The sequence below is a fragment of the Chryseobacterium sp. LJ668 genome, from assembly GCF_019613955.1.
Lineage (GTDB): Bacteria > Bacteroidota > Bacteroidia > Flavobacteriales > Weeksellaceae > Chryseobacterium.
Window position 1 is genome coordinate 535,258 of the sequence record NZ_CP080443.1, and the last position, 20,273, is coordinate 555,530.

The 20,273-nt window shown below is 34.2% G+C and carries 18 protein-coding genes; 10 read left to right on the forward strand and 8 right to left on the reverse strand.

Going from position 1 to position 20,273, the window contains the following annotated elements; genetic code table 11:
* Positions 1-11 precede the first annotated feature (11 nt).
* The 3 genes from K0U91_RS02575 (at position 12) to K0U91_RS02585 (ending at position 2,739) form a co-directional block, all read left to right on the forward strand.
* Entirely contained in the window at positions 12-614 is a 603-nt protein-coding gene (locus K0U91_RS02575) for an LURP-one-related/scramblase family protein (protein ID WP_219970862.1), read from the forward strand.
* Between the two features lie 38 nt (positions 615-652).
* On the forward strand, positions 653-1,144 hold the full coding sequence (locus tag K0U91_RS02580) for a hypothetical protein (RefSeq protein WP_220180300.1): 492 nt from the start codon (positions 653-655) through the stop codon (positions 1,142-1,144).
* A gap of 149 nt (positions 1,145-1,293) precedes the next feature.
* Positions 1,294-2,739: an aminoacyl-histidine dipeptidase gene (locus tag K0U91_RS02585; RefSeq protein ID WP_220180301.1), complete on the forward strand. Its 1,446-nt coding sequence runs from the start codon at positions 1,294-1,296 to the stop codon at positions 2,737-2,739.
* A 127-nt stretch (positions 2,740-2,866) separates the two neighbouring features.
* On the opposite strand, the gene K0U91_RS02590 is transcribed toward K0U91_RS02585, so the two are convergent.
* Both K0U91_RS02590 and K0U91_RS02595 read right to left on the reverse strand, forming a co-directional pair.
* Positions 2,867-3,196, reverse strand: a complete 330-nt coding sequence (locus tag K0U91_RS02590) for a 2Fe-2S iron-sulfur cluster-binding family protein (RefSeq protein WP_220180302.1) — start codon at positions 3,194-3,196, stop codon at positions 2,867-2,869.
* 61 nt (positions 3,197-3,257) lie between these two features.
* On the reverse strand, positions 3,258-4,313 hold the full coding sequence (locus K0U91_RS02595; RefSeq protein ID WP_220180303.1) for an NAD(P)/FAD-dependent oxidoreductase: 1,056 nt from the start codon (positions 4,311-4,313) through the stop codon (positions 3,258-3,260).
* A gap of 152 nt (positions 4,314-4,465) precedes the next feature.
* On the opposite strand from K0U91_RS02595, the gene K0U91_RS02600 reads away from it, so the two are divergent.
* Entirely contained in the window at positions 4,466-5,236 is a 771-nt protein-coding gene (locus tag K0U91_RS02600) for a DUF3108 domain-containing protein (RefSeq protein WP_219970854.1), read from the forward strand.
* A 502-nt stretch (positions 5,237-5,738) separates the two neighbouring features.
* Here K0U91_RS02600 and K0U91_RS02605 read toward each other — a convergent pair.
* The 4 genes from K0U91_RS02605 to K0U91_RS02620 all read right to left on the reverse strand — a co-directional run bounded on the left by K0U91_RS02605 (position 5,739) and on the right by K0U91_RS02620 (position 9,978).
* Positions 5,739-6,380, reverse strand: coding sequence for a response regulator (locus tag K0U91_RS02605; protein WP_220180304.1), 642 nt, complete (start codon positions 6,378-6,380; stop codon positions 5,739-5,741).
* A complete protein-coding gene (locus K0U91_RS02610) occupies positions 6,377-7,933 on the reverse strand; it encodes a sensor histidine kinase (protein WP_258561900.1) in 1,557 nt (518 codons plus the stop codon). Before K0U91_RS02610 ends, K0U91_RS02605 begins: the two co-directional genes overlap by 4 nt.
* A gap of 262 nt (positions 7,934-8,195) precedes the next feature.
* Positions 8,196-9,206 (reverse strand): phenylalanine--tRNA ligase subunit alpha, encoded by a 1,011-nt coding sequence (gene pheS / locus K0U91_RS02615; RefSeq protein ID WP_220180306.1) that lies wholly within the window; start codon positions 9,204-9,206, stop codon positions 8,196-8,198.
* Positions 9,207-9,318: 112 nt separating this feature from the next.
* A complete protein-coding gene (locus K0U91_RS02620; RefSeq protein WP_220180307.1) occupies positions 9,319-9,978 on the reverse strand; it encodes a YceI family protein in 660 nt (219 codons plus the stop codon).
* Between the two features lie 72 nt (positions 9,979-10,050).
* Between K0U91_RS02620 and K0U91_RS02625 the strand changes: the two genes are divergently transcribed.
* Positions 10,051-10,986 carry a sulfate/molybdate ABC transporter ATP-binding protein gene (locus K0U91_RS02625; RefSeq protein ID WP_220180308.1) on the forward strand — a complete coding sequence of 312 codons (936 nt, stop codon included), beginning with the start codon at positions 10,051-10,053 and terminating at the stop codon, positions 10,984-10,986.
* Between the two features lie 261 nt (positions 10,987-11,247).
* Here the strand turns inward: K0U91_RS02625 and K0U91_RS02630 are convergent, their stop codons facing one another.
* On the reverse strand, positions 11,248-11,592 hold the full coding sequence (locus tag K0U91_RS02630; protein ID WP_219970843.1) for a zinc ribbon domain-containing protein YjdM: 345 nt from the start codon (positions 11,590-11,592) through the stop codon (positions 11,248-11,250).
* 183 nt (positions 11,593-11,775) lie between these two features.
* On the opposite strand from K0U91_RS02630, the gene K0U91_RS02635 reads away from it, so the two are divergent.
* Positions 11,776-12,981 carry an RsmB/NOP family class I SAM-dependent RNA methyltransferase gene (locus K0U91_RS02635; RefSeq protein WP_220180309.1) on the forward strand — a complete coding sequence of 402 codons (1,206 nt, stop codon included), beginning with the start codon at positions 11,776-11,778 and terminating at the stop codon, positions 12,979-12,981.
* 24 nt (positions 12,982-13,005) lie between these two features.
* Here the strand turns inward: K0U91_RS02635 and K0U91_RS02640 are convergent, their stop codons facing one another.
* Positions 13,006-13,956 (reverse strand): hypothetical protein, encoded by a 951-nt coding sequence (locus tag K0U91_RS02640; RefSeq protein WP_220180310.1) that lies wholly within the window; start codon positions 13,954-13,956, stop codon positions 13,006-13,008.
* Between the two features lie 137 nt (positions 13,957-14,093).
* Between K0U91_RS02640 and K0U91_RS02645 the strand changes: the two genes are divergently transcribed.
* The 4 genes from K0U91_RS02645 to K0U91_RS02660 all read left to right on the forward strand — a co-directional run bounded on the left by K0U91_RS02645 (position 14,094) and on the right by K0U91_RS02660 (position 20,188).
* Positions 14,094-15,758 (forward strand): GLPGLI family protein, encoded by a 1,665-nt coding sequence (locus K0U91_RS02645; RefSeq protein WP_220180311.1) that lies wholly within the window; start codon positions 14,094-14,096, stop codon positions 15,756-15,758.
* Positions 15,759-16,076: 318 nt separating this feature from the next.
* On the forward strand, positions 16,077-17,744 hold the full coding sequence (gene asnB, locus K0U91_RS02650; RefSeq protein WP_220180312.1) for an asparagine synthase B: 1,668 nt from the start codon (positions 16,077-16,079) through the stop codon (positions 17,742-17,744).
* Positions 17,745-17,887: 143 nt separating this feature from the next.
* Positions 17,888-18,700 (forward strand): hypothetical protein, encoded by an 813-nt coding sequence (locus K0U91_RS02655; RefSeq protein ID WP_219970839.1) that lies wholly within the window; start codon positions 17,888-17,890, stop codon positions 18,698-18,700.
* An 84-nt stretch (positions 18,701-18,784) separates the two neighbouring features.
* Positions 18,785-20,188, forward strand: coding sequence for an MFS transporter (locus K0U91_RS02660; protein ID WP_220180313.1), 1,404 nt, complete (start codon positions 18,785-18,787; stop codon positions 20,186-20,188).
* Positions 20,189-20,273: the final 85 nt, after the last annotated feature.

Consider the following 20,273-nt stretch of genomic DNA (forward strand, 5'->3'; position numbering starts at 1 on the left):
AATAAACTTTAATGGTACTTAACAACTTAAATTATCCGCTGGATTTTAAATTTAAAATTACAACGCTAGCCAGCGATTTCAACATAACAGACAGACAGGGAAACTCTGTAGCTTATGTGCGTCAGAAAATGTTTAAGCTGAAGGAAGATGTGATTGTTTTCAATGACGAAAGCAAGACAAAAGAACTTTTCAGAATTCAGGCCAACCAATGGATTGATTTTAATGCATCTTATTCTATAAAAGATACCCTAGGAAAGAACTTTGGTAGATTAGCAAGAAAAGGAATGCGTTCTATTTGGAAATCAACCTATGACATTTTAGATGAAAATGACCAAGCAAAATTTACGCTTAGCGAGGATAATGCTTGGGTAAAGTTTTTCGACGGAATGGTGGGTGAAATCCCTATTATCGGAATGTTTACAGGATACTTTCTAAACCCCTCTTACACTGTAAAAGGCAGTGACGGAAAAGATTATTTTAAATTAAAAAAAATGCCTTCCATGTTTGGAAGAAGATTTCAGCTTGACAGACTGATTGATATCGATGACCAGGATGAAAGTTTAGTCGTTCTTTCTCTATTGATGATGGTTCTTCTTGAGAGATCAAGAGGATAAGCTAAGCATTTTGCTTTTAAATTAAAAATAAATTTCAAATGAAATATCTTATCATTATTTGTTTTGCTCTGACTCTGATTGCCTGTAAAAGGGAGAAAGAAACAATTTCAAATTCAGCAAAAAAAGATTCGGTAAACATTACTCAGGATTCTGTAAAAACAGATGCTAAACCTGCTAATATTTTAGTAGATATATTTCCTTTTCCGAAAGAAATCAAAGAATGCTCTTGTTATTTTGCGAGAAACAAAGCAGATTTTGAAAACGAAAAATACATTTACGCCGATGATGCAGGGAAAACCGCTTACATGAAACTCGACGGCAAAAGAATTGCAATGAATCTGATTTCTTCTAGCGACATGGAAGTAGATGAAGAACTCAACAAAGAAATTGAAAATGAGAATTATAAAATCTCTGTGAGAGGCAAGAAAATAAAGAATGAAGAGGTTCTACTTTTTGAAGGTACTTTAACCATTGAAAAACCAGACGGAAGCATTACGACGATGCCAATTTATGGCGAGTGCGGATGCTAGATAATTAGTTAGTAATTAGTAAAAATACAGCTCCTGAATTTCGGGAGCATTTTTTATTTTTTTATTTGTCATATGCAATCGCCAAGTTTTAGTTTGGTATTTTCGTTTCTAAATCATAGCGATTTTGTAATTTTGATAAAAATAAATTTATGGAACTATCAAACATAGAACCGCAGATCATTTGGAAGAATTTTTCCAAATTAAATGCTGTTCCGAGACCGTCTAAAAAAGAAGGAAAAGTAATCGCTTTCATCAAAGAATTCGGTGAAAATTTAGGTTTAGAAACTACGGTTGATGAAGTAGGAAATGTAATAATTAAAAAACCTGCCACTGCAGGAATGGAAAACCGTAAATCCGTCGTGATGCAGTCGCATCTTGATATGGTTTGTCAGAAAAATAACGATGTAAATTTCGATTTTGAAACTCAGGGAATTCAAATGGAAGTTGACGGTGACTGGGTTAAAGCAAAAGGAACCACTCTAGGTGCAGACAACGGTTTAGGCGTTGCAACCATCATGTCAATTCTTGAAAGTTCTGATATTCCGCACCCTGATTTGGAGGCACTTTTTACCATTGATGAAGAAACGGGAATGACTGGAGCGTTAGGTCTAAAACCGGGTCAATTATCCGGGCAAATCCTTTTAAATCTGGATACAGAAGAAGATGACGAAATAGATATTGGTTGTGCAGGCGGAATTGATGTAACGGTAAGTAAAAACTATTCTACAGAAGCTTCTAACGGACAAATTGCAAGAATTGAAGTGAAAGGATTGCAGGGTGGACATTCAGGAATGGATATTCACAAAGGTTTCGGGAATGCCAATATTATTCTGGGAAGGATTTTGTATAAAGCTTTAGGAAACCAAAACATTCAGTTGATTTCTATCGACGGTGGCAGTTTAAGAAATGCCATTCCAAGAGAAGCTGTGGCTGTGATTTCTGTAAGAAACTCAGGAGAATTTATTGAGAATGTAGCCGATGGAATTAAAAAAGAAATTTTAGAAGAATTTGCTTCTATCGAGGCAGGACTTCAAATCAATATTGAAAATTCTACAAGCTCAGACAAAGCACTATCTGAGGAAGATTCAAAGAAAATTATTTTAGTTTTAAAATCCCTTCACAACGGAGTTTACAGAATGAGCCCTGATGTTAAGGATTTGGTAGAATCATCAAACAATGTAGCTAGAGTTGAATTGAAGGAAGGTGGTTTAAAAATTTTGAACCTTTCCAGATCATCGGTTGATTCATCTAAAGATTCTGTTGCCGAGCAATTAAAATCAGTATCAGAATTGGCAGGAATGAATGTAGAATTCAGTGGTTCTTATCCCGGCTGGAAACCAAAACCAGGTTCTGAAATCGTACAGCTGATGGAAAAAATCTATATCGAAAACTTTACAGAAACCCCTCATGTTGTAGCTTGCCATGCTGGATTAGAATGCGGAATCATCGGTGCCAATTATCCTGAAATGGAAATGGTAAGTTTTGGCCCAACTATTAGAGGAGCTCATTCGCCTGACGAAAAAGCAAATATTTCTTCGACACAAAAATTCTGGAGTTTTACAAAAGATATTTTAGCGAATATTCCTTTAAAATAAAGATAAATCACCATATTGAAATATCCAAATCATTTGATTTGGATATTTTTATTTGAACCATTAAAATTTTAAGAAAAAAACTCCTAAAAACAATTTAGGGAGTTTATATTTTCTTAGTAAAGATTTTCTAAGGATAAGGTGCAATCTCCACTTCAAGACCTTCCATAGCATCTGCAATATGAAGCTGACAGCCTAATCTGCTGTTTGGCTGTACGTGAAATGCTTCACCAAGCATTGCATCTTCCTCATCACCCATCGGCTCAAGTCCCGGATCTTGAATCACATAGACCTGACATGAGGCACACATGGCCATTCCGCCGCAGACTCCGATCGTTCCTTCCTCTGCCAATTCATAAGAACGGATGATTTCCATTAAATTCATTGACATATCTGTAGGCGCTACGATATCGTGGGTCAAACCTTCCCTGTCAGTGATTCTTATATTTATATCGCTCATTTTGTTGATTGATGGTTGATGCTTTCTGTTTAACAATTGATAACAAATACTGACAACTGAATTAATCTATCTTTTTTACAACTGCTTTTTCAGCTTCCTTACGGCTACCGTCGAATCCGTCTACTCCACTTACGGTAGTATATTTTAAAACGAATTTTTTACCCGGATTTAATCTGTTATAAACGCTCTGACACATTAAAGTAGCTTCGTGAAAGCCACAAAGAATCAGCTTTAATTTTCCAGGATAAGTGTTGATATCACCAATTGCGTAGATTCCTTCTATATTGGTTTGATAGTCTAAAGCATTGTTGACTACAATTGCATTTTTCTCGATATTTAAACCCCACTGAGCAATTTCGCCCAGCTTTGGAGTTAGTCCAAATAAAGGAATAAAATAATCAGTTTCTATATCAAATGCATCTTCGCCATCTCTTATCACGGTGATTGCTTCTACCTTACCGTCACCTTTTATGGCAGTGACTTCAGCAGGAGTAATCAATTTAATTTTTCCCTTATTTTTTAAATCCTGAACTTTTTCTACAGAATCTAAAGCTCCACGGAATTCGTTTCTTCTATGAATCAAAGTCACTTCACTTGCAACATTTGACAGGAAAACGCTCCAGTCTAAGGCAGAATCTCCACCACCTGCGATTACTACTTTTTTATTCCTGAAATGTTCCGGTTCTTTAACGAAATATTCCAGACCTTTCTCTTCATAATCAGCTACATTATCCATGGTAGGCTTTCTAGGCTCGAATGTTCCTAAACCACCCGCAATCGCAATTGCTTTACATCTATGGATTGTTCCTTTATTAGTAACCACCTCAAACCACTCTTCATCAATTTTTTTATATGATACTGCGGTTTCGCCTAATGTGAAACCTGGTTGAAACTGCTTGATCTGCTCCATCAAATTATCTACCAGTTCTCCTGCATTTACAGACGGATAACCCGGAATATCGAAAATCGGCTTCTTTGGGTACAGCTCTGCCAACTGACCTCCCGGTTGAGGAAGTGCATCTATGATGTGGCATTTCATTTTAAGCAAACCCGCTTCAAACACAGCAAAAAGCCCTGTTGGTCCTGCTCCGATAATTAATATGTCTGTCGTTATCATAATAGAAGATAATTTAATGGTATGTAGCTGCAAATTTACTAATTTTAATGCGAAGCATATTTAATCGAACTTAAATAAAAAACTGAGATTTATCAAATATCGTACTTAAAAAACTGCATTTTATTTGGCAGTGTTTTTGTAAAATTTATAACATGAGAAAATTATTTAATATTATAGCAATATTTGTATTCTTTTTAGGTCAGAGTCAGATTACCAATATCACCGATGGAGAATCTTTAACACTTCGGATTCATTACGGATTTTTAAACGCCGGATCTGCTAACCTTACCGCAAAAAAATCTGCTTATAAAGGTGTACCGCATTTATATGTAAAAGGAACCGGACAGACTACGGGCGCCGTTAAAGCTTTCTTTAAAGTAGAGGATGTTTATGAAAGCTACATCAATATGCAGACAGAACTGCCTAGCTTTTATGTAAGAAATGTAAAAGAAGGAACATACAGACAGCATTTACAGACTGTTTTTAATCATGATAACCACACCTTGGTTTTGACGGATAAAAAAACTCCTGCCAATGGTTCTAAAACCATAAAATCTGTAAAAGGCGTTCAGGATATGCTCTCTTGTTTCTATTTTTTAAGAAGCAAGACGACAGCAGAATTAAAAACCGGAACTGTTTTTAATATGAACGTTTGGATTGATGATGAGATGTTTCCATTTCAGCTAAAAGTCGTAGGAACAGAAAATTTAAAAACAAAATTCGGAACGATTAATGCGCTGAAAATTATTCCGTCTGTAAAAAGCGGAAGGGTTTTTAAACAAAAAGAAGGAGTGACGATGTGGGTTTCCAATGATGCCAATCACATTCCGTTGCTTCTAAAAGCCGAACTGGCAGTAGGATCGCTGAAAGCCAGCTTGGATGACTACAAAAATGTAAAATATCCTTTAAAGTTTACAAAATAGTTTTAATTCAGGAGGGCTGTAACAATATATTGTCAGAAGAAAAATAAAAGCCAAAGCAGAATTTGCTTTGGCTTTTTTCCTGCATCTATCACAGTACATTTTTTGCGGTGTGCTGATACCGGACTTATCACATGTGTTTTTAGAATCTTGTAATTTTTTTTTCATCTCAAGCGTCTCATACAGAGCCTTTCGGCTCTGAATTATGACACTTTAGTTTCATCAAGGTGTTTTATAAATGTTTATATCGGGAAATATCATCATTTATGGTTTTAGAATCAAATTTTGTTTTATTTAACAAATATGTTTAAATAACCATTTATATTGATACAAAAATACACAGATATAGATATATAATTTCTAAAAACACTTTAGATATATATCGCATCATCTGTAGATATTTATCGACAAACTATTGTACTTGATAATTTTACGGTTAAAAGTTGGAGGAATTTTTAAAAATTAGGAATCTTGAGCGTGATGAATGATTCTTCTTATTATAAAATCATTTATGATCTTTAATGAGTTCGATGAGTTCAACGATATTTTCAATCTTTAACTTATCAAACAACCGCTTTTTTTGAGTACTTACCGTATTCTGCTTGATGTTGAGTTTATTTGCAATTTCAAGATTTCCATACCCTTTCGCATACATTTCGGCGATCTGCATTTCTCTTTCTGTAAGGCGTGACAAAGGATTTAAGATATCACCGTTTCGCAACGAATTCATCAGCAAAGCCTGTACATCTGCTGAAATATATTCACCATCTCTAATCATCTTTTCTAAAGCATCTTTGATTTCGGATTCTTCGCTGAGTTTACTAAGAAAACCATTTGCACCTGCATTAATAAATTTAAGCGACTGTGCATATTCTGTACCTGTGAAAATAAGAATTTTAGTTTCCGGACTTATTTTTTTTATTTCTGGTAAAACACTGAAGCTGTTACCGTCAGGAAAATGAGCATCAATTATTGCTATGCTGATAGAATTCATTTTCATCAATTCTAGTGTCTGTTGCAGAGTAGATGCTTGAAAAACCTCATGATCTACATTCATTTCCTCAAGTAAAAACATAATCCCCTGTCTTATCAGACTGTGATCATCGGCAAGCAGAAATGTGACTGATGTTTGTTCAGAATAATTCATCTGTGAATCTTTAAATTGATCGTGAAAAACACATCAGTACCTTCATGCTGTTCACTTGAAACCGAAATATTTCCTGAATACAATTCTATAAGCTCTTTGCATAAGCTTAACCCAAGACCTGCACCCAAATTTTCTACCTCATTAGAAATAATTCCTTGATAATAAGGTTCAAATATTTTTTCTACATCCGATTTTGAAATCCCGACTCCTGTATCACTTATCTGTGTGATCAGCGCAATCGTATTTTCATCGGCAAGCTTTGCTGTAGTTGTAACAGTGATCTGCCCGTTTTCTGTAAATTTATTGGCGTTTCCTAGAATATTCATAAAAATCTGATTGATTTTAGTATTATCAGAAAAAATCATCAAATCCGGATCTATATTTTTATTAACTATGAATTTATTATTTCTAGTTTGGATGTAAGGTTCAATTGAATTTAGAATAGAATCTATTTCAGTATTAAGATTAAAAACAACGGGTATCAGTTTATTTTCTACATGCTGATTCTTTGTATATTCAAGAATCTGATTGGCTTGCATTAGTAGAGTATTATTGGTAAAGCTTATGGATTTCAGATATTCTTTGATGCTTTCATCAGTTGTTTTTTTATTAATTCTATTGATGAAAATACCTATAATTTTCAATGGCGATCTCAATTCGTGGCTAAGCATACCCAAAATCCTATTTTTAAAATTCAGGTTTTCACTGATTTGTTTATTGGCAGCATTCAATTTTCTTTCATATATGAAAGCAATTCTGGTAAAATACATGATTAAAATGGAGACGATGAACATCAAAACCATTAATCCCAATACCAGATATTTTCTGATTTTGTTGCTTTCAGAATTTTGGTCGGCATATTCTTTTTCCAGATCTGACTTAGAATCTTTAACTGCAAACTCGTAAATATTCATTAATCCATTGCTATATACCAATAATGAATTGAAGGTTGAATAAAATTTACTGTTGTCATTTTTATCTCTGTCTTTATTCTTCCCAACATTCACTCGAATTTTCTGCACTTCTTTAGTATAGTGCTTTGTGATTGACTTTATAATACTGTCAAATTCAGTTTTTATGGTGGGTACATCTAAGATTTTACCTCCTTTTACAGTGACCACAACGCTATCTTTTCTTACATTTTCCTTTCCTGCTATTGCATCACCTAAACGACCAAACAAACCTTTTTTCTTTAGCGTATCAGAATAAGTTTTTGTCTGAACTTCAAATTTATCAAAATTGTAATCGAAGTTATATTTTTTAAGCTTTGGTAAATCTTCGGGGATTTTTATATTTGATTTAGTAGAAAACTCATAGGTAGAATCTACTTTCAGTTTCAAATTTTTAGCATCTACAGCTTCACCCTTGTGTGATGCCAAAATAATTTTCAAATTTGGGTTCTGAAATTTGAAATTATTAATACTGTCCAGATTTTTTATCAGCTTATTAACAGAAATAAAATAAAATTTTAAGTACTCATCATTTTCACTTACTACATATTTCTGAAAATAATCCTGAGCATTGTTGAGTTCTTTTCTAGAGTCGTCAGTCAAATTTTCCAACCGGTGAACCTCACTTATCTGTTTTTCAATAAATTTTAGATTTCTATTATTGACAAACTCATTATAAAAAAATCCAGCTATGATACACTGTATTAGTAAAATGCAAATAATAAGAGAATATTGCACAACTTTTCTCAATCTAAAACTCATTGATTTTCTAATCATTCTTGTGTGTAATTATAGTATAAATTTAATAAAAAATCCTGTAAAAAATTAATTTACAGGATTTGAATTTATTTTAATTATAAATTGATTATAATGACTTAAATTGTTCTAGTGTTCTAATGTCATTTTCGAAGAACATTCTGATGTCGCTCATTTGGTAAAGAAGCATTGTAATTCTTTCAATACCCATTCCAAAAGCATAGCCTGAATATTTCTCAGAATCTATATTTACGTTTTTCAAAACTGCAGGATCTACCATTCCGCAACCCATAATTTCTAACCAACCTGTTCCTTTTGTGATTCTGTAATCTGTTTCAGAGTTTAATCCCCAGTATACATCAATCTCTGCACTTGGTTCTGTAAAAGGAAAATACGAAGGTCGCATTCTAATTTTAGATTTTCCGAAAAGTTCTGTTGTAAAAAACTGAATGGTCTGTTTTAAATCTGCAAAGCTTACATTCTCATCGATATATAAACCTTCAATCTGATGAAAGATACAGTGTGAGCGTGACGAGACCGCTTCATTTCTAAAAACCCTTCCCGGAGACAAAATTCTTATCGGCGGCTGATTTTCTTCCATATAACGGATCTGAACAGACGAAGTATGTGTTCTTAGAAGAATATCGGGGTTCTGCTCAATAAAAAAAGTATCCTGCATATCTCTTGCCGGGTGATATTCTGGTAAATTAAGTGCCGTAAAATTATGCCAATCGTCTTCAATCTCCGGCCCGTCTGCCACAGCGAACCCAATAGATTTAAAAATATCTATAATCCTGTTTTTCACTAAATTGATAGGATGTCTAGAACCCAGTTCTGAAGGAAAGGCCGGTTTTGTAAGATCTTCTTTCTCGAGGATAACAGAAGATTCAGCTGAACTTTTAAAGCCCTCCAATTTGGCAGCAACAGCTTGTTTCAAAGAATTGATTTTTTGTCCGAAATCTTTTTTCTGGTCGTTCGGAACAGTTTTTAATGATTCATAGAAATCATTCAGTACTCCTTTTTTACCGTTATACTTGATTCTGAAGTTCTCTATCTCATCTTTGGATGTTGCGCTGAAGCTCTGTACTTCGATGAGTAATTCTTCTATCTTTTCTGTCATTATATTAACCCTTTCAAAAAATGTAACTGCAAAAATAAGGTTTTCAGTTTAAAAAGTTTTTAATTATCATAAAAAATCTGCCTTTTCACAAAAACAGACTTTAATTAAAAAATTATTTCTTTTCCAAAGCTTTCATATTGATCTGAAGACTGACCTCATCTTTTATAACGCCATTTTCTGCAGGACTTTGGAATCTCACGCCAAATTCTTCTCTTTTTATATCTTTTGGTTCGGTTGCAATACTCACAACTCCATCATTTACAGAAACATTTGCTTTGAACTGAACAGGTTTTGTAATACCTTTTACCGTTAAATTACCATCCAATATTGTATTATAATCGCCTTGATCAGACGGAGTCACTTTTGTAATTTCGTAGGAGGCAGTTGGAAATTTTTCTGTTTCAAAGAAATCTCCGCTTTTTAAATGTCCATTTAGTTTATCCAACTGATCTGCATCATCCTGTAAATCTACAGAGGTAAGAGAATTCATATCCACTACGAATTGTCCGCTTTCCAATTGCCCATCTTTTACTGTAACATCACCGCTTTCAAAAGTAATGGTTCCGAAATGACTCGTATTTTCAGACTTGAAAACTTTATAACCCTTCCACTCCACTCTGCTGTTTAAAGTATCAACAACATATTTATTGCCGTCTTTTGTCGTAGCCACTTGGTTTCCTTCATTTATCAACGGTTTTTCTTTTTGACATGAGATAACTACAGCTGCAGCAAAAAGTGCAGGAATAGCCAGAGAGAATAATTTTCTTTGCATTATCATAAAATTTAAGTCTTTGCTAAATTACTAAAAATATGCCAGTGTTTTCTAAAACCGTATTTTTGTACAATGCTACTAGAGATAAACAACTTACATTTTTCACATACCAAAGAACAGCCCTTGTTCCGAAATTTTAACCTCAAACTTGAAGAGGGGAAAATACTGGCGTTGGCAGGCGAAAGCGGCTGTGGAAAATCCACCTTATTGAGCCTTGTATATGGGCTTTTAAACTGGGAACAGGGTGAAATTTTGTTTGAAGACAGAAAACTGATGGGACCTAAAGGAAACCTCGTTCCGGGAGAAGCTGAAATGAAATTTGTGGCACAGAGTTTTGACCTGATGCCTTATGCGACAGTAGCTGACAATGTGGGAAAATTTATTTCTAATATTAATTTAGCTAAGAAAAAAGAAACCGTAAACGAGCTTTTAGAGGTTGTAGGATTGGTAGAATCGGCTAATGCACTTCCTAAAAATCTGAGTGGCGGACAACAGCAAAGAGTTGCCATCGCAAGAGCACTTTCTGTTTTACCAAAATTACTTTTGCTGGATGAGCCTTTCAGCCATCTCGATTACGCCCGGAAAATCGAACTTCGGGAAAAGCTTTTCAGGTATGTGAAAGAAAAAAATATTTCACTGATCATTTCTACCCACGAACTGCAGGACATTATCCCGTGGCTTGACCAGATTGTTATTCTTGAAAACGGAAGACTTATACAGAATGACAACCCGGAAGAAACCTATAAAAACCCTTATAATACTTATGTAGCAAAACTTTTTGGAGAGGTCAATATCTTTACTGAATCTGAAATGAGCGATTTTGGAATTTCAAACTTTGCTTATTATCCAAATCAGATACACATTTCTGAAAATGGTTTTAATGCTGAGGTCATGGAAAGCAGGTTTGCAGGAAATCATTACTGGAATAAAATTATTTCTAACAATAAAGAACTGATTATGCATACCAACGAAAAGATTGGTGGCACACTGAAAATTTCTTTCAAATAACAACAATTTTTAGCATGCTTAATGTTAGTATGTGGATAAATTATAATGATTTATCTAGCTGATTATCAATAATATTAATACATTTGAGTCAGCAACAACATAAGGAAACTTTTGGCTCAATTCTCTTCCGCCATATAGACTGAAATTAGCTTTCTCCAGCAATGAAGCCTTTGGAAGAGTACACTGTCCAATCTTTTCCTTTTTTTATGCAAAAAATGCGTCCGAATTCGAACGCATTATATAGTATTAAAGAAAAAATTCTTAAGCCTTTTTCACAAATTCAGATTTTAAAGCCATTGATCCGAAACCATCAATTTTACAATCAATATTATGGTCGCTGTCTGGTCGCAACCGGATATTTTTCACTTTAGTTCCCGCTTTTACAGGTTTCGGAGCACCTTTTACAGGAAGATCTTTTACTACAACTACAGAATCTCCGTCTTGCAACTCATTCCCGTTAGCATCTAAAATTTTCCCAGAATTGTCAGTTTCTGCCGCATTTTCTTTAGGATTCCACTCATAAAAGCACTGCGAGCAAACCATCAAATCATCTTGCTCATAGGTAAATTCTGAATTGCATTTCGGACAAACTAAAGCCTCACTCATATGTTTAATTTTTGCAAAGGTAATTTTTTTGAGTTAGAAGTTAGAAGTTAGAAGTTAGAAGTTAGGCAAAGTTAAAAATACTATATTTAATGTAAGCTCAAATTGAATTTAACTCAAAATTATTAACCTAAAACTCTCAACTTAAATTCGTATTTTTGCAAGTTCAAACAGCATACTGCAACAATGGAATTAATACACAGAAACTTGGCCATCGGAATTCACGATGCTCTACAAGAAACCTTTTTTGAGAAAAATAAATACGCCGACAAAGTAATTGAAAGACTTTTAAAGGCTCACAGAAAGTGGGGAAGCCAGGACAGAGCAGTTGTTTCAGAGATTTTCTACAATATCATTCGTTGGAAAAGACGACTTGAATATTATATGGGTGAAAGCGTAAAACCTGATAACATTTACAAATTAATTGTTGCTTACTGTCTGTACAGCAAAACCAATTACAAAAGATTTGAAGAGTTTGAAGGCATCAAAATCGCTGACATTACGACCAAATTGAAAAAAGGAACGGTTCCTACAAAATCTATAGAATATTCAATTCCTGAATGGCTGGCTGAAACTTTAGAAAAAGAATTAGGCCCCATCTGGGAAAAAGAAATGAAGGCTTTGAATGAGCAGGCTCCTACTGTTTTGAGAGCAAATTCTCTGAAAACTTCAGCAAAAGAGCTTATTTCTGACCTTGCAGTTGAAAATGTCGTTGCTTACACTATAAAAAATTATCCTGACGCTGTGCAGCTAGAAGAAAAAAAGAACGTTTTTCTTACCAGCGCATTCAAAGACGGATTATTTGAAGTACAGGATGCTACCTCTCAGAAAATTGGTTATTTTCTTGATGTAAAAGAAGGCCAGAGAGTGGTTGACGTTTGCGCAGGAGCAGGTGGAAAAACACTTCACTTAGCCGCGTTGATGGGAAATAAAGGTCAGATTATCGCTTTAGATATTTACGAATGGAAATTGGCTGAGCTAAAGCGTCGTGCAAAAAGAGCCGGAGCGCACAATATCGAAACGCGTATGATTTCTGACAACAAAGTGATCAAACGTCTTCACGAGACTGCAGACAGGTTATTAATTGACGCACCTTGTTCAGGTTTGGGAGTTTTAAAAAGAAACCCGGACAGCAAATGGAAAATCGATCAGGCTTTCATCGACAGAATCAAAAAAGAACAGCAGCAGATCATTCAGGATTATTCTAAAATCCTTAAAAAAGGCGGAAAAATGGTGTATGCTACGTGTTCTATTCTTCCTTCTGAAAATAACGAGCAGGTTGCTGAATTTTTGAAAAACAACCCAGATTATAAATTAATCAAAGACGAGAAAATAATGCCAAGTCAAGGCTATGATGGTTTCTATATGGCTTTGATTGAGAGATTAGCTTAAATTCATCTCACATATACAAACAAACTACTCTATTTTTTGGAGTAGTTTTTTGTTGATATTGTAAATATATATGGTCTGATCACGGTCATATAAAATAATTTTATTTCCTATTTTATCTTTTGCCAGAACAAGAGGATACCAACTTCTTTTGGTTTCAATTTTTATTTTTTGTGATCTATTTTCTTCTCTGCCATCAAAGTATGTAAAGGTTTCCATATCATGAAAAACCAAAAAGAAATAATAACTTGAAGAATAAATATAATACTTAAAATCTTGAATTTTAAATTCATCTTTCAAAAAATCTCTATAAGGATTATCCGATTTAAATTTTTCTAAATTCATTCTAAAAACAAACTCGTTATTATTCCACGATATAATTGTTTCAGAATCTTCTGTTACAATTATATCTTCTTTAATAATCTCATCAATCAATTTTGAGTTTTGATTTACAATTTTAGAAATAAATTCTTGTGAGTTTGATAAGATTTTCATTTCCTCATCTTCATTATAAAAGTAAGGAGTGGAAACCAATGAATCGTTTATCTTCAGTTTATTTTGAATGGTATATTCTACCAACTTTAAAACATCGATTACATTTACTTTATCACTTATAATCCTTATTGCCAAACCTCTATTATTTGATTGTAGCAGAACTCCATCATCCAAAACAGCAACTTTATAATTTGAATTACCACTTTCTAAAATATAGAAATCATTCTTGTTGTCAGCTAAGTAGGTTTTTCTTTCAATCATAATTGTATCTCGGTACCCCATTTTATCAGAAATAATTTTTGATAATTTGCCGATAATATGCATTTTTAGTTCTTCTGATTCGATTGTTTTTGTTCCAAAATTGAATTGAGAAATAAAATAGGTTTTAATATTCCCAAAATTTTCAACTTTAACTTTGGGTTTGTGAGCACTAAAATTATTTGAGGTAATTAAAAATATAAACAAAAGAAAAAGTCTCTTCATTAATGTTATCAGTTTAAAAATAAACGTATTTATTAGTTAAATGTTTTACAAATATATACTTAAATCAACCTATTCATATAAAGATGTTTCATTGTATATCAACTAAAAATTATCTTTGCAAAAACCACTAAGATATCATGATCAGATCATTACTACTCAGTTTTTTCACACTTTTATCAGTTTTAAATTTCGCTCAGACCTACGAAATTCAATATGAAAGTTCATACAATGGGAAAGTTCAGCCTAACCAAAATCCTACAATTGTTTGGGTCAGTGAAAGTGAAAACTACATTCTAAATTCGAAAACAAAAGAACAAAAAAACGAATATCCTTTTGAGATCAGCAAAATTGAAAAACCATCAAATACGATCATTTCTTACGGATTTTTAAAGCCCGGTGAAATCATTTCGACTTCCGATTCAGAAGCAATCGCTAAACAAAGTTTTGAATTTACTGATAAAACAAAAAAAATATTAGGCTATACCTGCAAAAACGCAGTCACAAAAATCAATTCAAACACCATTGAAGTTTGGTACACAAATGATCTTAAACTGAAAGGTGGCCCATCAAGTCTTGGACAAAATTTAGGTTTGGTTTTGGAAATAGAACGCAACGGAAATTCTGCAACCACAGCAACTTCATTGAAGAAAATTAAAAGATCAGGAATTGAAAGCATCATTAACAAACCAATTTCTACAACAAATGTTTTAAGCTATAAAGATTTACTCTGGAAAAGCAGATTCACGACGTTAAAAGTTTTTGAAAATGAAATCATCAATTTCTCAGATCAGTCCAAATCTGATGAAAATATTAAAAGATTTGCTAACGGAACAATTATTTTAAGGAAAATTAAATTTCCGAAGATTTCGCAGGGCGAAAGTATTTTTGTCGAATTGAAACAACAATCAAACGGCGATGCTTATGACAGAACAGGAACGGTATTTTTCATTTCGGAAGATAAATCAAAATCTTTTTTTGACGGATTGGAAAAAGGAATAAAAACGCTTCCACTTTATAAAAACGGCAACGGAAAACAATATTTCGGAGTCATTTCAAATGAAAATTATCAGCCGACGGTTGAACTGATGAGATTCTTTACCGCTTTCGGAATCAATAAATTTAATAATTTAGAATTAAAAGATAAAACGTGGCAAACGGTGAGTCCGTTTCGTCAGGATATCACCGAATTGAAGCCTGCTCTTTCTGAAAAAGAAATCTGGATGGGAACTTTTATCGGGAATTACGACAAGGGTGGTCACAAAGTGAGTCTAGATATTACCATTCATAAAAGTGATCAGACTGTCAATAAAAATAACAGAATAATTCCGCTTTTTAATACGACAAACATTATGGAAATGGCAGGACAGGATTATGCGACGATGTTTAATAATGACAAAGGATTATTGGTTGAATTCACTTTAGAAAAAGACCTTACAAGTGCACAGTTAAGATATATCACCACCGGTCATGGTGGCTGGGAAAATGGCGATGAGTTTATTCCGAAAGAGAACTCAATCTATTTAGATGGAAAAATAACGTTCAAATTTACACCCTGGAGAACAGATTGCGGCTCCTACCGTTTATACAATCCTGCATCGGGAAATTTTCCTGACGGATTATCTTCTTCAGATCTCAGCAGGTCAAATTGGTGTCCGGGAACGATTACAAACCCAAACTATATTAAGTTAGGCAATTTAAAAGCGGGGAAACATACTATCCAGGTGAAAATTCCTCAGGGCGAACCGGAAGGCACGAGCTTCAGCGCATGGAATATTTCCGGAATATTGCTTGGATCTGAGTAAAACAAAACCTCCTTGCAATGTTATTGCAAGGAGGTAAAAACACAAATGATGAAAAAAAATTATTTCGAGCAACAAAGGAATGAAAAATATTTGAATTATTAATTACCATACATCAAGATTTTATAACTTTTTTTAATATTTCTCAGAAATTTACTATCTCGTTTACTGAAAAAATTTAAGATTATACGGAATAAATTTTAATTATAAATGATATTTTAATATTAAATGTATTTTTTAATTAAAAAAATAAACTGTAAGCAAAATTTTATTTTAAAATTTAAATACTATTCGTAGTTTTGATTTTAAATTAAATATAATATGTGTGGAATCGTATGCTTGTTTGATGCCAAACAACAAACCGAAATATTAAGACCTCAGGTTTTGGAAATGTCTAAAAAAATCCGTCACAGAGGTCCGGATTGGAGCGGTGTTTTTCAAAACGAAAAAGTTTTGTTTTCTCATGAAAGATTAGCGATCGTAGATCCTGCTTCCGGAAAACAGCCGTTGTTTTCTAAAGACGGTAAAATTGTTTTAGCAGTAAATGGCGAAATCTACAATCATCGGGAATTGAAAGAGGAATTTCAGGATTATGAATTTCAGACTAAATCCGATTGCGAAGTGATTATAGCACTATATCAAAAATATGGGAAAGACTTTATTGAAAAACTCAACGGTATTTTTGCTTTTGCTCTCTATGATATCGAAAATAACATTTACCTGATTGCCCGTGATCACATGGGAATTTGTCCTTTATATCAGGGTTGGGACAAAAACGGAAATTATTATATCGCCTCTGAGCTCAAAGCTTTGGAAGGTATCTGCAAAACGATAGACACTTTTCTCCCAGGACATTATGTTTACAATATTGAAGGAAGCGAACTTCAGCAGTGGTACAGAAGAGATTGGGAAAATTTTGATGCTGTAAAAGATAACGTAACGGATATTCAGTTAATAAGAAAAAGTCTGGAAGACGCAGTGCACAGGCAATTGATGAGTGATGTACCTTATGGAGTTTTGCTTTCGGGAGGCTTAGACTCATCCATTATATCGGCAGTTACTGCAAAATATGCGAGACAGAGAATTGAAAGCGGCGACACTCAGGAAGCGTGGTATCCGAGATTGCACAGTTTTGCAGTGGGTTTGGAAGGTTCTCCGGATTTGGCAGCAGCAAAAAAAGCGGCAGATCACATTGGCTCAGTTCATCATGAAGTTAATTTTACTGTTCAGGAAGGTTTAGACGCTATCCGTGATGTAATTTATCATTTAGAAACTTACGATGTAACAACTATCCGCGCTTCCACACCGATGTATCTTTTGGCAAGAGTGATCAAATCAATGGGAATCAAAATGGTGCTTTCCGGTGAAGGTGCTGATGAATTATTCGGTGGTTATCTGTACTTCCATAAAGCTCCGAATGCCAAAGAATTTCATGATGAGACGGTAAGAAAATTGAATAAACTTCACCTCTATGATTGCCTTAGGGCTAACAAAGCTTTGATGAGCTGGGGAATTGAAGGCAGAGTTCCATTTTTGGATAAAGAATTTATGGATGTTGCGATGAACGTAAATCCTCAGGATAAAATGATTGATAAAGCAAAAGGAAAAATTGAAAAATGGGTTTTAAGAAAAGCTTTTGAAGATCTTTTACCTGAATCTATTGCCTGGAGACAAAAAGAACAGTTTTCAGACGGTGTTGGATATTCATGGATCGATACTTTGAAAGAAGTTGCAGAAAAATATGTGACCGATGAGATGATGGCAAATGCAAAATTCAGATTTCCTCTCAACACACCTCAAAATAAAGAAGAATACCGTTACAGAACAATTTTTGAAGAACATTTTCCAAGCGAAACGGCGGCAGCGACTGTACCTTCCGTACCTTCTGTTGCGTGCTCCACTCCTATCGCTCTAGAATGGGATGAAGCATTTAAGAAAATGAATGACCCAAGCGGAAGAGCTGTAAAAGTGCATGAAACTTCTTACTAAAGCAACAAAATTTATCAATCCTGTATTCGTACAGGATTTTTTCTTAAATAAAACCAATAATATTTGGATAATTTAACTAAGTATTAAACTTATTATCTAATAAATAATTATATTTGAAAAATTAAAAAAATCTTTGCTGTAAAATGAAAAGAAACATTACTATTTTATTTGCTTTACTATCAGTGAGCTTCGCTTTCGGACAAGGTAAATATGGAAAATATCTCAATTCTAAAAAGCTGGCTCTTACTTATAAAAGCGTAAAACCTGCTGAGAAAGACGACTACTATCAGCAATATTACTGGTTGGTAAAAGCTGAACAGCTAAAAACATTCCCTCACCTTGCGGATATAAAACCTGTGGTTCTTTATAACTTTGTGAAAAAAGTAAATCCTCAGAACCCGACTAAAAAACTGGATGACAGAGGAAAAGAACTGAGAAAAACAGCAGAGCTATCTTTAGATCAATATTTCAAAAACAAAAATTTCCAGAATAACCAGGTATTATTGCTTAATTTGGAAACGTATGTAGATCCTTCTCAAGGTGAATATTTCACAAAAGTAGATGCAGAAAAAATCAAGCAGTTGGTGCCAAAAGAATTTTTCGGTTTTGCTTCGTTAAATAAGAAAACGATGGAAGAAACCAATTATTACCTTTGGGTTGACAAGAAAAAAGACGAGTTCAAAATTGTAGACATCGTTCCTAGTGAAAAAGACAAGAAATTTTATGCTTCGCTGAAACAGTATTTACCAAAATATAAATTCGAGAAAAAATATATGCCGACTGTAAAAAAGGGAAGTAAAGCTGATAAAACGGACAAAGATTTCTTCTACATAATGCCGTTTGAGCGAAATGTAGACAACATCGAATACAAAACAGACGATTTCGAAACATTCACACTAAGCCAGGTAAAAAGAGAAGGTGAAGCGTGGATAGGAGTAGAAAAGCCTAAAAAATAAATCCAAAAGTCCTGTGAGATTTCACAGGACTTTTTTAATGTTATAAAATGGTTTTAAAATTGCTTTTAAAATCATTTCTTGCTCATGCCGACCACCACATCTCCACGCCAGACCGTAAAAAAAGTTCTCCCTTTAATTTTAGCAACTGCGATCTTCATGCAGATGCTCGATTCTACGATTCTCAATACCTCCCTGCCGTCTATTGCAAGAGATTTAAAGGAATCTCCGCTGAATATGCAGAATGCAATCATCAGTTATGTTTTGACATTAGCGGTATTCATGCCGGCTAGCGGATTTTTGGCAGACCGTTTTGGAACAAGGAGGGTGTTTATATTTTCTTTGATCCTTTTCAGTTTAGGCTCGGTATTTTGCGCACTTTCCCAAAATTTAACACATTTGGTGATTTCAAGGGTGATTCAGGGAGTTGGCGGAAGTCTGATGACACCAGTAGGAAAATTAGCTTTAATTAAAACATTCAACCGAAACGAATTGCTTAAGGCGATGAATTTTGCTATAGTTCCTGCATTGATAGGCCCTGTTTTAGGTCCCTTGGTGGGTGGGTATATGGTCGATTACCTTTCGTGGCACTGGATTTTTCTGATCAACATTCCGATTGGGATTCTTGGGATCATTTTAGGTTTAAAATACATGCCGAATTACAACTCCAAAGAAACCGATTTTGATCTGAAAGGATTTATGATTTTTGCCGCAGCTTCTCTCCTGCTTTCCTTTGCACTTGAGCTTTTCGGAGATATGCAGAATATCACGCCGGTTTTGCTTGTTTTCATTTTGGGTTTTATGTTTCTGTATTATTATTACCACCATGCAAAAAAGGGAAAGAATCCTATTTTCCCATTGAGTTTATTTCAGGTCCGTACCTTTCGTGTAGGTATTTTGGGAAATCTTGCAACACGTTTAGGAATCAGCTCTGTTCCTTTGTTATTGCCTTTGATGATTCAGATTGCGTACGGCCAATCCGCAGTTATTTCAGGATGGATTATTGCCCCGATGGCGCTGACTGCAATGTTCGGAAAATCATCTGTCATTAGAATCTTAAATAAATTTGGCTACAAAAGAACCTTGATGGTGAATACATTTATTATTGGAATTTTAATCTGCTGTCTTGCCATTCCGGATATTCATACCTCAATTTTTTGGTTTGTGCCGGTAATTGCCATTTTAGGATTTTTCAATTCGATACAGTTTACATCAATGAACACCATCTCTATTGCAGATCTACGTAATTTCCAGACCAGCAGCGGAAATTCTCTGATTTCGGTCAATCAGCAATTAGCTATCGGTTTCGGAATTGCATTTGGTCTGATTGTTTTAAAAATTTACGAAAACAGCCCCGAACTTATCAAAGATGAAACACACAACGCATTCCGCTTAACATTTCTTACAGTCGGAATTCTGACCATTTTGTCAAGTTTGGTTTTCAGAAGACTGCATGTTTCCGATGGCCGTAATATGAAATCAGAAGCTTAGCAGAGTATAGAGTAAAAACACTCCAAATCTAAAACTCTCAAACACCACAGCTTTCACTCAAAACCACAACTTACCACACATCAAT

Bases quoted from the DNA above. Each gene is read 5' to 3' on its own strand.
- K0U91_RS02645 (WP_220180311.1), top strand. From the start codon at position 14,094: ATGATCAGATCATTACTACTCAGTTTTTTCACACTTTTATCAGTTTTA.
- K0U91_RS02625 (WP_220180308.1), top strand. From the start codon at position 10,051: ATGCTACTAGAGATAAACAACTTACATTTTTCACATACCAAAGAACAG.
- K0U91_RS02620 (WP_220180307.1), bottom strand. From the start codon at position 9,978: ATGCAAAGAAAATTATTCTCTCTGGCTATTCCTGCACTTTTTGCTGCA.
- K0U91_RS02595 (WP_220180303.1), bottom strand. From the start codon at position 4,313: ATGATAACGACAGACATATTAATTATCGGAGCAGGACCAACAGGGCTT.
- K0U91_RS02630 (WP_219970843.1), bottom strand. From the start codon at position 11,592: ATGAGTGAGGCTTTAGTTTGTCCGAAATGCAATTCAGAATTTACCTAT.
- K0U91_RS02600 (WP_219970854.1), top strand. From the start codon at position 4,466: ATGAGAAAATTATTTAATATTATAGCAATATTTGTATTCTTTTTAGGT.
- K0U91_RS02660 (WP_220180313.1), top strand. From the start codon at position 18,785: ATGCCGACCACCACATCTCCACGCCAGACCGTAAAAAAAGTTCTCCCT.
- K0U91_RS02585 (WP_220180301.1), top strand. From the start codon at position 1,294: ATGGAACTATCAAACATAGAACCGCAGATCATTTGGAAGAATTTTTCC.
- K0U91_RS02575 (WP_219970862.1), top strand. From the start codon at position 12: ATGGTACTTAACAACTTAAATTATCCGCTGGATTTTAAATTTAAAATT.
- K0U91_RS02635 (WP_220180309.1), top strand. From the start codon at position 11,776: ATGGAATTAATACACAGAAACTTGGCCATCGGAATTCACGATGCTCTA.
- K0U91_RS02655 (WP_219970839.1), top strand. From the start codon at position 17,888: ATGAAAAGAAACATTACTATTTTATTTGCTTTACTATCAGTGAGCTTC.
- K0U91_RS02590 (WP_220180302.1), bottom strand. From the start codon at position 3,196: ATGAGCGATATAAATATAAGAATCACTGACAGGGAAGGTTTGACCCAC.
- K0U91_RS02640 (WP_220180310.1), bottom strand. From the start codon at position 13,956: ATGAAGAGACTTTTTCTTTTGTTTATATTTTTAATTACCTCAAATAAT.
- K0U91_RS02580 (WP_220180300.1), top strand. From the start codon at position 653: ATGAAATATCTTATCATTATTTGTTTTGCTCTGACTCTGATTGCCTGT.
- asnB (WP_220180312.1), top strand. From the start codon at position 16,077: ATGTGTGGAATCGTATGCTTGTTTGATGCCAAACAACAAACCGAAATA.
- pheS (WP_220180306.1), bottom strand. From the start codon at position 9,206: ATGACAGAAAAGATAGAAGAATTACTCATCGAAGTACAGAGCTTCAGC.
- K0U91_RS02605 (WP_220180304.1), bottom strand. From the start codon at position 6,380: ATGAATTATTCTGAACAAACATCAGTCACATTTCTGCTTGCCGATGAT.